This window comes from Microbacterium enclense (assembly GCA_038182865.1).
GTDB lineage: Bacteria > Actinomycetota > Actinomycetes > Actinomycetales > Microbacteriaceae > Microbacterium > Microbacterium enclense_B.
This window is the reverse complement of record CP116226.1, coordinates 565,816-577,811: the sequence shown is the minus strand read 5'-3', so window position 1 is coordinate 577,811 and position 11,996 is coordinate 565,816. Positions and strand designations below refer to the sequence as shown.

The 11,996-nt window shown below is 71.7% G+C and carries 8 protein-coding genes; 7 read left to right on the top strand and 1 reads right to left on the bottom strand.

What is annotated here, in order from left to right:
* Window positions 1-116 precede the first annotated feature (116 nt).
* Window positions 117-713 carry a hypothetical protein gene (locus PIR02_02735; GenBank protein WZH37589.1) on the top strand — a complete coding sequence of 199 codons (597 nt, stop codon included), beginning with the start codon at window positions 117-119 and terminating at the stop codon, window positions 711-713.
* A 5-nt stretch (window positions 714-718) separates the two neighbouring features.
* Here the strand turns inward: PIR02_02735 and PIR02_02730 are convergent, their stop codons facing one another.
* A complete protein-coding gene (locus tag PIR02_02730) occupies window positions 719-1,312 on the bottom strand; it encodes a hypothetical protein (protein ID WZH37588.1) in 594 nt (197 codons plus the stop codon).
* A 126-nt stretch (window positions 1,313-1,438) separates the two neighbouring features.
* Here PIR02_02730 and PIR02_02725 point away from each other — a divergent pair, with 126 nt between their 5' ends.
* From PIR02_02725 to PIR02_02700, 6 genes are all read left to right on the top strand, one after another.
* Window positions 1,439-2,539 carry an ABC transporter gene (locus tag PIR02_02725; protein ID WZH37587.1) on the top strand — a complete coding sequence of 367 codons (1,101 nt, stop codon included), beginning with the start codon at window positions 1,439-1,441 and terminating at the stop codon, window positions 2,537-2,539.
* Window positions 2,540-2,550: 11 nt separating this feature from the next.
* A complete protein-coding gene (locus tag PIR02_02720; GenBank protein WZH37586.1) occupies window positions 2,551-3,036 on the top strand; it encodes a hypothetical protein in 486 nt (161 codons plus the stop codon).
* A 53-nt stretch (window positions 3,037-3,089) separates the two neighbouring features.
* Window positions 3,090-3,752 carry a spermidine/putrescine ABC transporter substrate-binding protein gene (locus PIR02_02715; protein ID WZH37585.1) on the top strand — a complete coding sequence of 221 codons (663 nt, stop codon included), beginning with the start codon at window positions 3,090-3,092 and terminating at the stop codon, window positions 3,750-3,752.
* A 97-nt stretch (window positions 3,753-3,849) separates the two neighbouring features.
* Window positions 3,850-4,983, top strand: a complete 1,134-nt coding sequence (locus PIR02_02710) for a serine/threonine-protein kinase (protein ID WZH37584.1) — start codon at window positions 3,850-3,852, stop codon at window positions 4,981-4,983.
* Window positions 4,983-10,940 carry an Ig-like domain-containing protein gene (locus PIR02_02705; GenBank protein WZH37583.1) on the top strand — a complete coding sequence of 1,986 codons (5,958 nt, stop codon included), beginning with the start codon at window positions 4,983-4,985 and terminating at the stop codon, window positions 10,938-10,940. The genes PIR02_02710 and PIR02_02705 overlap by 1 nt, the downstream gene beginning before the upstream one ends.
* A gap of 58 nt (window positions 10,941-10,998) precedes the next feature.
* Window positions 10,999-11,973, top strand: a complete 975-nt coding sequence (locus PIR02_02700) for a MoxR family ATPase (protein ID WZH37582.1) — start codon at window positions 10,999-11,001, stop codon at window positions 11,971-11,973.
* Window positions 11,974-11,996 lie beyond the last annotated feature (23 nt).

Sequence of the window (11,996 nt, the reverse complement as noted above, 5' to 3'; positions counted from 1 at the left end):
CGCCGGGGGCCTTCGTCGTGTCTGCGGCGTTTCGTGCCGGCGACGTCTGGCGTCCGCGGCGTGTCGGGTGTCGGGTGCGGCGGGGGAGTGCGCCTACCGTGGACGGGGAGGAACGGATGGCACGAGTCGGTGGCCGGAACGCCTGGATCGCGTGGCCGGCGGGGATCGTCTGTACCGTCGTGGTCGCCGCTCTCATCGTGCTCGCCCTCCCCGGTGTTCCGGGCGCCGTGACCTTCGTCGGAGACACTCTGCGTGCCGCGGCCTCGAGCCCGACCCCCGCGCCCGAGGAGTCGCCGACGCCGGCCACCACCTGTCGCGAGCTCTACACATCCGAGCTGTGGTCGTCCCTGGTGTGGTCCCGCGACAATCTGCTGTCGCAGCGCCGGACGCCCGCGGCGTCGACGCCGGAGGCCGTGGCTGCGGCAGGAGCCACCGTCGTCGTGACGTGTCACTGGCGCGGGGGCCCCGGCCAGTCGCTCGAGACCACGGTGTCGACCGTCACGCCCGAGGGGGCGTCGGCGGTGCAGGCGACCCTGTCGTCACAGGGCTTCGGATGCCAGGTCTCCGGTGCCACCGTCCACTGCGAGCGCGCCTCGGGTGGCGTGGTCGAGGTGCACGACTTGCGGGGCGATCGCTGGGTGTCCTCGACCCTCACCGACTGGGCGCCTGAGGGCTACGCCGAGGTCGTGGCATCCCGCGCCTTCGGCGAGTAGCCGCGTCAACCGAAGATCGACGAGATGATGCTCGCCGTGTACCCGGTCGGCGCCAGGTTGGAGTACTGCGTGTCGATGAGGACGTCGTCGCGCCAGAACAGCGTGCGACCGTCGTTGACGGGGTACGTGTCGTTGATCCACGTCTTCTCGCAGCGCGTGCCGTCATCGGGCGTGTAGCAGCTGAAGCCCTGGGTGGCGACGAGTTCGTTGAGCATGTCGAGTGCGGGCCCGCGGTCCACGCGAGTGATGCGGGTCTCGAGTCCCGTCGTGTCGGCACCGGGGTCGCGCCAGATGCAGATGAGAGATCCGTCGGGCTGTGGACCGGACGTGCCCACGGCCGGGTCGTTCAGGGGAACGGATGCCAACTGCGAGAGCACATCGTCCGACAGCATCGAGCGGCAGTCGGTGGGGATCTTCGCCGCGACGGCCGTGGGGCTGAGCGTCGGGATGGGCGTGGGACTCGTCGTGCTCGGCCCCGACGCGGCAGGGGAGGTCGGCGCGGAAGAGCCCCCGTCGTCGGGCGCGCACGCGCTCAGAACGAGGATCGCCGCGGCCGCCAACACGGCCGCGCCGGCCGGAGGGAACACACGACGGGACATGCAAGTCACCCTAGATGCCCCCACCGACACGGGCGAGACCGACACACGACGGCACGCCTGCGCCGCGGGACGGGAGGCGCGGGTTAGCCTTGCGCCGCAGATACTTGCGCGCGTGAGGAGACCCCGATGAGCGACCCCCAGTCGTACGGCAACCCCGTCGACGAGCCGAAGGACGAGGCGCACGACGTGGTCGGGCGCGCCCACGAAGGACTCGCCGACGCCGAGGCCGCCCAGCGCGACGCCGTCGACCCCGCCGAGGCGGCGGCCGCGTGGGATGAGCGCGAGCAGCACGACGCATCCGCGTCGTCGCCGGTGACGTCCCCCGCCGCGGAGTCCACCTCGGCTCCCGCGGCGACCGTGCACGACGCGTCCCCGGTCGCCCCGACGGAGGCGACCGATCTCGACGACGAAGACGCCCGCTGGGCCGCCTATGCCGCCTCCGCCGAGCCGGAGGCCACGGCGGTGAGCGACACGCCCACGCAGCGGTACGACGCGCCCGACGCGGCAGCGGCCACCGCCGTCACCGCCACAGGAGCCGCCGCCGGCGCCGCAGCGGGCGGGGCCGCGGCAAGCACTCCGACGGTCGCGTCGACCACGGCTGCCGACACCCGCGTCGCCGACGCGCCGACGACCGTGTCGCCGACCGCGTACAACAACGCCGCGCAGCCGATCTTCGTCCAGGCCCCCGAGGCCCCGCGCCCACGCGGGAACCGCGGTGCCGCCGGGGCGATCGGGCTGCTCGCCGCGCTGTCGTTCGCGGTGCTGTACCTCGCGGCCACCCTGGGCCTGCGCCTGCTCACACGCGAGATCGACGTCGCGGGTCTTCCCGACGCGGCCCTCGGCGTGCTCTCCACGTGGGGTCTGTGGGTGCCGACGGTGGCCTTCTTCCTCGGTTTCTGGTTCTTGGGAGCGATCATCAACCGCGGCCGATGGGGTCACTGGGTCGTGTGGGGACTCATCGTGGGTGTCATCGCGTGGGGCGGTCACCTGCTGGGCGCCCTCTTCGCCGCTCCCTTCTGGATGCTCACCGCACGCCAAGGCGTCGACCTCCTCGGCGAGAACGTGCTCGCCCCGCTCGCGATCGTGGCCTTCGTGCTCGGACGTGAGCTGACGATCTGGTTCGGGGCGTGGGTCGCCCGCCGCGGCCGCCGTGTCACCGAGCTCAACGACGAGGCGCAGCGCGAGTACGAGCGCACCCTCGAGGCGGGACCTCAGTTCTCCAGCTGAGATGGGCTGACATGACCGACGAACCGCGACCGGCAGGGGTGACCCCGCCGGTCGCGGTCGTTTTTGCGACCGTGACGTTCGTCGCCCTGGCCATCGGCGGTCTCGGCGTCGCGAGCCTGCTCCTCGACAGCGACGTCATCCCGGTGACGGGTCTCGGACCGATCCCGGGGGTGCTGGGCATCGTGGTCGCGCTGGCGCTGTTCGGCGGCATCCTGCTCTGGGGTCTCCGCGCCGACCCGCCCGGATATCTCACCGCCGTGCCGTGTGCCCTCGGCGCTTTCGTGGGCGAACTCGCCGGGATCGTGCTCGGCGGTCTCGTCAGTGGCGCTGATCCGGCGCGCGCGATCTCCGCCGCCGGCACGGTCGCCCTCGGGTGGCCGGGCGCCGTGCTGGCGGTCGCTGCGCTGCTGGCGGCGGCGTTCGGGGTGTTCCTCGTACGGGCACGGACGGTACGTCCCCGATGGACCTGGGAGCGCGACGACGACGACGGGGTGTGACGCGCGGGACGTCGGGTCCCCGCTCCCCGGGCGTGTCGGGCTAGCGTAGGGGTGTGCAGCGGTCGCTCGAGACCCAGGTCGGCCAGGCGGTGGACGCCTGGCTGAAATGGCTGCCCCGATGGGAGCCCGCCAACCACCGGGGGCGTATCGCGCCGTGCCGCCGCTGCTTCGGATCGCCCGTGCTGTCGGCGGCCGGCCTCGGATCCGACGTCCCCCACGGCGTCCAGCACGGACTCTCCACCCGGGTGAAGACGATCGTCGATCACTCCGTCGCCGATTACACCGCTCGCAACCTCCCCATGTTGCAGGCCGAGCTGGACCAGCAGGCCGAGCGGAACCGGAGGCGCACCTACCGGCCGTCCGAGGGACTGGAGCCCGAGTTCGAGGGACTGCCGCTCGACCCCGAGCCGGAGCCCGGAGCACCCTTCCTCTTCACTCTGACGGGTCTGGCGGCTGAAGAGGACGCCGTGATTCCGGCGCTTCCGCCGCTCTCGGATGCCGCGAAAGCGGCGCTTCGCCAGGAAGTGGGTCTCGCCGACGACTACGCGAACATGATCGGGCGTGAGGTCTGCACAATCCTCCTGCATCATCGTCTGCGCATTCAGGCCGCCGTCGCGGAGTACGTCGAGCCTCAGGTGGCGGCGATGCTCGACGATCTCACCCGGTCGCTCGACGCGCCGTTCGACCCGCGCGACCCCGGAGCCCCGGCATCCTGAGGCTGTGCACAGACCCCGGCTCGCCGGGTCTGCTTTGTTAGCATTGCCGGGTTGTCCGCCCGCTCAGACGCGGGCGCGTCGTTCGGGAAGGGGCACGATGCCGCAGCGCCTGCCCTCGTCGCCCCCGATCCTTCCGGGTCTCGCCTACATCCGTCCGCTGGGTTCGGGCGGCTTCGCCGACGTCTTCCTCTACGGCCAGGACATGCCCCGCCGCGACGTCGCGGTCAAGGTGCTCCCGAGCGACGTGCGCGATCCCGATCTTCTGCGCATGTTCAACGCCGAGGCCGACGTGCTCGCCCACCTGTCGGCGCACCCGTCGATCGTGACGGTCTATCAGGCGGGAATCTCCGCCGACGGTCGACCCTACATCGTGATGGAGTACTGCCCCGGATCGCTCGCTCAGCGGTATCGCGTCGAGCGGATCCCTCTCGCCGACGTGCTGGCGATCGGCGTCCGCATGGCGGGCGCGCTCGAGTCCGCGCACCACGCCGGTCTCGTGCACCGCGACGTCAAGCCGAGCAACATCCTGGTCACCACCTTCGGTGCCCCGGTGCTGGCCGACTTCGGCATCTCGTCCTCACTGGTGCGGCAGGACGCCGACGAGATGCTCGCGATGTCGGTGCCGTGGAGCGCCCCCGAGGTGATCGCCGAACAGACCGCGGGAACGGTGTCGAGCGAGGTGTGGAGCCTCGGGGCGACGGTCTACTCGCTTCTCGCGGGGCACAGTCCCTTCGAGCGTCGCGAACGCGGGCAGAACTCCCGCGAGCAGCTGCGTCGACGCATCGCCCGCGCGTCGTACACCGACATCGCCCGCGCCGATGTGCCGCCCTCTCTGCAGGCCGTCCTCTCGCGGGCCATGTCGCGCAACCCCCAGGACCGCCATGCCAGCGCCCGGGAGTTCGGAGAAGACCTGCAACGCGTCCAGAGGGAGGTCGGCCTCGCCGCCACCGCTCTGGAGGTTCCGAGCGCCGATTGGTCGCCGACGGCGAACGTCGTCGATTTCTCCGACACCGCGCTTCGCGGACCGGCGCGCTCCCGCATCGAGCGTGAAGGCGGGCGCAAGCTCCGCGACCCCTCCGGCGTACGGGGGCTCGCGCGCGACGAAGACACCGACATCTCCTCACCCGCCCCGGCGTCGCATCGCGTCCTGCCGTGGGCGCTCGCGGGCGCATCGATCGTGGCCGCGGGGGCCGTGGTGGTCGCCGCCCTCTACGCCACGGGAGTGCTCTGATGCGTCGGAGGACGATCGCGGGTCTCTGCGCAGCGCTGGCTGCGACAGCTCTCGTGATCACCGCCAGTGTCGTGTGGCCCGGGCTCGACGCGCAGGAGACGCCCGAGGTCGACACGTCGGTGTGGGCGCTGCAGACCGCCGAGGGGCAGCGCTACGCGCGCGTGAACACCGCCGTCGGCGAACTCGACACCGTGCGCTCGGCGGGCAACCCCAGCGAGGTGGCGCAGAGCGGCGACGGCGCGTATCTGTTCACCGACAGCTACAGCAAGCTGTCGCGCATCGACGAAGCCCAACCCGTCGACCTGCAGGAGGAGCAGCTCGAGTCCGCTCCCGACACACCTCCCGGCACCACCTCGGTCGTCACCGCGGGTGACTACGTGGTCTATCGCACCGACACCGGCACGCTCTTCGCCGGTCGGCTGAGCGAGGCCGGGCAGGCGGCATCCGAACTCGATCCGTTCGACACGGCCGGCGGCGACACTCCGTCCTACACGGCGGATGCCATCGCCCTCGACGACCGCGGAATGCTCTTCGCGTACTCGTCGGCCGATGATTCGGTCATCCGCTACGACATCGCCGCTGACGAGCTGCGTTCTCGGGACGCTCTGGGAGACGACATCGCCGCCCCCCTCATCTCCGCGGCGGGTGACACCTGGGTTCTCGTGGACGCCGAGGCGGGACGCGTCTGGGTGCGTGGCGCCGACCCCGTCGACATCGCCGTCGCCGATCAGTTCGTCATCGCCGCCCCCGACCCCGGTGGCGCCGTGGTGTATGTCGCTGACGAGCAGTCGCTGTGGGCGATCCCGACCGACGGATCGGCACCGCAGCGCGAGGTCGGCGCGGGCGGCACCGTGCTCGGGCAGCCGGCGAAGCCGCTGTCGCGCGGGGGCGTCGCCTACGCGGCGTGGCTGCTTCCCGGCGAGTCCGGCGGGACGCTGTGGCGCTCGGATACCGGGGAGACGCCGCTCGACTACGGCGGCGCCACTCTGCCGGATCAGCGTCGCCCCGTGTTCGTGGCGACCGATCACGCGGTGATCCTCAACGAGACGCGCAGCGGATGGGTGTGGACCGTGCCCGATGGGGCGCTCGTCGCCTCCAGCCAGAGCTGGAGCCTCGACGATCGCACGGAACAGGCCGCGGTGCAGAGCGACGAGCAGCTCAGCGTCGTGCTCGACCCGAAGCCGCCGGTGGCGGAACCCGACGCGTTCGGCGTCCGGGCCGGGAGACTGGTCACCCTCCCTGTCCTGCTGAACGACCACGACCCCAACGAAGATGTGCTCAGCATCGTCGGAGAGAGCGTCACGGGTCTCGACCCCGGCTTCGGCGAGCTCAGCCTCACCGACGACGATCAGCGTCTCGCGGTGCGCGTCCGCCCGGAGGCGACCGGGACGACGACCTTCACGTACTCCGTCACCGACGGCACGACGCCCGACGGGCTGACCTCCGCCCCCGCGACGGTCACGCTGACCGTCGCGCCGGCGGCGACCAACGCCGCCCCGGTCTGGTGCGGCGTCGAGAAGTGTCTGCAGCCCTGGCCCACGCCCGAGGTGGCCCGTGGCGGCACGATCACGGTGCCCGTCCTGCCCGGCTGGGTCGATCCCGACGGCGACCCTCTCCTGCTGCTGTCGGTCGACAACCCGAGCGGTGTCGGCAGCGTGACCTCGACGCCCGCCGGTGAGGTCGTCTACCAGCACGCCGATGACGGCTCCGGCGGGGAGCAGACCGTTCAGCTCGATGTCACCGTGGCCGACACGGCCGGGGCGGTCGCGACCAAACCCCTTCTCATCCGCGTCGCTCCCGATCCGACCCTCGCCGTGCAGTCCTTCGCCGTGGTCGACACGGTGGGCTCCGGCCTCACCGTCGACGTCGGCCCGCACGTGACCGGGACGGCCGGCGACATCGCGCTCAGCTCCGTCCGGGTCCTCGACGACGCGGCGGCGACGGCCGGTGTCATCGGGGGCAGCACGAGCTTCGACCTCGTCGCGTCCCAGCCCGGTGTCTACCGGGTCGATTTCACCGTCACGGGCGGGGGACGCGACGCCACCGGCACCGCGCGCATCACCCTGCTGCCCGTCGACGCGCCGGCTCAGTTGTCGACGTCGCCCGTCGTGGCATTCGTGCGGCCGCAGGAGGACGCCACCCTCGACGTGTTCTCCGCCGTGTCCAATCCCACCGGGCGGGTCCTGCTGCTGAGCGATGTCGCGGCCGTGGCCGAGGACGGCGCCTCGCTCAGCGTCGACACGGTCGGGCAGAACGACCTGCGCGTCTCGGGAAGCACCGCCACGGGGGAGGCAGGGCTGCTGGGCACGGTGACCTATAGCGTGAGCGACGGTACCGACGACGAGGGGGCGCGCGTCGCCGGCGAGGCGACGGTGTACCTGCTGCCGCCGGTTCCCGAGATCGCCCCGATCGCGGTCGACGACACGGTCACGGTTCGTGCCGGGGCGCAGGTCGACATCCCGGTCCTCGACAACGACGTGTCTCCCGCCGGAGGCCGCCCCACCCTCGACCCCGCGAGCGTCAGCGCCCAGCCGGCGAGCGATGCCCTGGCGTTCGCGTCTGGTGGTGTGCTGCGGTACCTCGCGCCGACCACCCCGGGGTCGTACGAGGTCACGTACCGCGTGTACACCACCGGTGCCCCGTCGTTGTGGGACGAGGCGACCGTGCGCATCACCGTCCTGGGCGACGATGCGAACCGCGCACCGGTGCCCGACACCCTCCAGGGGCGCGTCCTCAGCGGCGGAACGACGACGATCCCCTTCGACGGTTTCGGCGTCGACCCCGACGGCGACGCCGTCTCGCTCGATCGCATCGTGAGCCAACCCGATCGGGGGAGCGCGGCGATCTCGCCCGACGGCCTGTCGATCGTCTACTCGTCTCTGCCCGGGGACCGGGGGCAGGTGTCGTTCCGGTATCGCGTGTCCGACACCTCCGGGGCCACGGGCGAGGGGACCGTGCGCATCGGCGTTCTCGACGCGGAGTCGAATCCGAGTCCCATCACCTTCACCGACTACGTGCAGGTGCAGGCGGGGTCCGACAGTCGGTTGCGCGTGAGCCCGCTCGCGAACGACATCGACCCGACGCAGGGGCGGTTGACGCTCACCGATGTGCACCCCGACCTTCCCGAGACCCTCGTCGACGGCGAGGACAACCCCGAATACGCGCGCCTGGCTGAACGCGTCGAGTCGGTGAGCGACACCGGCGTGGTCATCCGCGCGGGCGACGCGCCGGCGACGATGTCGTTCCTCTACGACGTGACATCCGATTCCGGGAACACCGGGCGAGGACTCATCGTCGTCAAGGTCGTCCGCGAGAGCGTGCCCGACTACCCGGTCGTCGCCGACACCGTGCTGACCCTCGAGGACCGCGACGACTTCACGACGGGCGTCGACGTGCTCGAGGGGCGCGCGACCTGGTCGGGCGGCGAGGTGAGCGACCTGCGCGTGTCGCTGTGGGGCCAGCCCACCGACGTGCGTCTCGACGGGCGACGCCTCTCGGGCGACCTGCCCGCCACCCGTCGCATCATCCCCTTCGCCGTCACCGGAACGGTCGGCGGCAACGAGGTCACGACGTACGCCTTCCTCCGCGTCCCCGGCGACGACGACGTGACACTCGCCCTCCGGCCCAACGCCGCGCAACGCGTCGACGAGCTGTCGTCCGTCGAGTTCGACATGGCATCCCTCGTCGCGGTTCCCCGGCGGGCGACGCTCGAGGTCGGAACCGAGGCCACGACGACGGGAGCCCGAGCCGACGCACGCTGCACGATCTCGGGGACCCGCGTGCGCTACGACGCCGGAACCGGCTCCCCGTGGAGCGACGCGTGTACCGTGCCGGTCCGCGTGGCGGGGACGCAGGAGTGGACGCTCCTGTCGGTTCCGGTCGGCGTGGTGGCGAGAGATCCGCAGCCCGAGCTGCGTCCCGGTTCCCTCACCGTGGGACCGGGCGAGACCGCCACCTTCGACCTGCGCAACATGACGTCGTGGCAGCTGGGGCGTGAGGACTGGAACGGCATCCGGTACGCACTCGAGTACTCCGGCTCGGCGTTCTCGTCGGTCACGCTCGATGGATCGACCGTGACCGTCACCGGTGCCGACCGCGCCGTGCCCGGTACCGAGAACGCGGCGGTGATCACGGTCACCAGCCACGACGCCGTCGCGCCGGCGCGTCTCCTGCTCCGCGTGGGCTCGGCTCCCTCCACGCTCCCGCAGGGCGGGACCACCTCGCGCCAATGCTCGCAGGCCGACGGTTCGAGCTGCACGATCCCGGTCGTCGGTGCCGACGGAGAGGTCAACCCGCTGCCGCGGACGCCCCTCGAGGTCGTGGGCGTCCGCCCGACGGGCACCTGCACCGGTGTGACTTTCGCGGTCGCCTCGGGTTCGAGCATCACGGCGTCGTGGGCGGGCGATGCGCCGGGTGCGACGTGCGCGGCCAGCGTGACGCTGCGCGACGCCCAGGGACGCGCCACCGCGGGCTCCCGCGACGCGCGGGTCGTTCTCGATCTGCAGGGGTTCCCCCGCGCCGCCGCGAGCGTGCGCCAGTCGGCCTACGCCGACGGATCGGTCACGCTGCGCGTCGACGCGGGCGAGGCGCGGCGTGCCTACCCGGGGCTCACGGGGTTCGTCGTGCGCTCCCGCGGCGAGGTCGTGGCGCGCTGCGACTCCGACGGCGGGTGTCCCGCGATCGCCGCCCCCAACGGCGATCAGCGCGAGTACGTCGTGACCGCGCTCAACGACGTGGGGGAGTCCCGCGGCTCGGTCCGCACCACCGCGTGGGCGTACGATCCGCCACCCCGCCCGGACAGCGTCGACTGGACGCCCGTGGTGACCGACAGTGGCGAGGGCAACGTCGTCGATCTCATGGTGCGGGGAGTGGATGCCGGCGAAACCGGCTCCCTCGAGATCCGCAGCAGCGCGGGGGAGACGCAGACCGTGTCCGTCGGACGCACGCAGCGCGATGTCACCGTCAAGGGGTTCGGCGTCGGCAGTAACGCTCCGACCGAGATCCGGGTCACGCCCCTGTCGCGTTTCGACGTCCCGCCGGGACTCGGCGGTTCGGTCGAGGGAGGCGTTCTGACGTTCCGTGCGCACGGCGTCGGCAAGCCGACGGGCGTCGACCTCACCCTGACCTCGCGCGCAGCCTCCGACGGTTCGACGACGATCGTGGCGCAGGCCACGGCGACCCCGAACGGTACCGACTCCGAGCTGCGCTACGGCATCGTGGAGGGCGCGACGTGCCGCACCGGCGACGGGGGTCCGCGCCGGGAGTTCGGGGGTAAGAGGGACGGGGAGGAGTACACCTTCACCCTCTGCGTCGACGCGGTGTACGAGGGCAAGACGTTCGGGTCGGTGACCGTGACGGCCTCCCACCGCGTCGACCAGGACCGCGCGGCTCCCCGCGGGTACACGTTCCGTGTCGATGCGAAGCCGACCGTGGAGCGCGTGGACGACGCGCGCACCGAGGCGCGTTGGTTCATCAACCCCAAGATCGGGGCGGGCACGCCGCCGCCGAACAACAACGAAGTTCTCTACACGAGATTCGAAGGGGACAAGACAGACATCTTCGACACCGACCCCGGCATCGGCGTGTACTTCAAGCACCGGCTGTGGGGCACGGAGTCCGAGATCGGCCGCGTCACCCCGGCCGAGGGCAGCGCCCCGTACCAGGTCCAGGCGGCTGCGCGCGTCCGCTCCTGCGTCGCCGGTGAGAACCTCGACGTCTCCTACAGCTCGAGCAACGGCATCGCCGATTTGAAGCCGGACGCCTCGAGGGCGGTGTTCCGCGACGCCAAGGGCAACGTGGTGACGCGGGCCGAGGGGAGCGACCGCGTCCCGGTCGGCGCGACGAGCGTCGAGAACATCACGGTCACCGTCGACTGGTCGGCGCAGGGCTGGGGCCTCGACGGGGCGACCCTCGACGTGTCCGGCACGTGCCAGCCCGGAACCCCCGCGAACCCCTGATCGCGCACCCGCCCCGACCCCCGGCATCCGCCCGTCCCCCAGAGAGAGACCCCACGATATGACGATCACGCAGGAGCAGGCCACCTGGTTCGCGCAGACCTTCGCGCAGATCGCCGACAACGTCGAGCGGGCCGTGCTCGGCAAGCGCCACGTGGTCGAGCTCGTGCTGACCGCGATGCTCAGTGACGGACACGTGCTGCTCGAAGACGTCCCGGGGACGGGCAAGACATCGCTCGCTCGAGCGGTCGCCCAGTCGGTGCAGGGCACGAACACCCGCATCCAGTTCACCCCCGACCTGCTCCCGGGCGACATCACGGGCATCACCGTCTACGACCAGAAGTCCGGGCGATTCGAGTTCCACGCGGGGCCGATCTTCGCCAACATCGTCCTCGCCGACGAGATCAACCGTGCGAGCCCCAAGACGCAGTCCGCGCTCCTCGAGGTCATGGAAGAGGGACGTGTCACCATCGACGGCGTCTCGCGGGAGGTCGGTGTGCCCTTCCTCGTGCTGGCCACCCAGAACCCCGTCGAGCAGGCGGGGACCTACCGCCTCCCCGAGGCGCAGCTCGACCGCTTCCTCCTGCGGACCTCGCTGGGCTACCCCGACCACGCGGCGACCGTGCGGATCCTCGACGGAGCCGCCGTGGCCACCGCCGATCTCCGGCCGATCATCACGCCCCAGGCACTCGTCGGCATGGCGGATCTCGCGGCCACCGTGTACGTGGACGCTCTCGTGCTCGACTACATCGCCCGGCTCGTGGATGCCACCCGCTCGGCCGACGAGGTGCGCCTGGGCGTCAGCATCCGCGGGGCCCTCGCGTTGACCCGCGCGACCCGCACCCGAGCCGCGGCGCAGGGACGAACGTTCGCCACACCGGACGATGTGAAGGCGCTGGCGGTGGCGGTGCTCTCGCACCGACTGATCCTGCACCCCGAGGCCGAGTTCGACGGGATCACCGCCGAGGCCGTGATCGGGCAGGTGCTGCTCGACGTCACGCCCCCGACGCAGCGCGAGAGCGAACGCGCACGATGACGCCCACCGCCCCGCGGAGACCT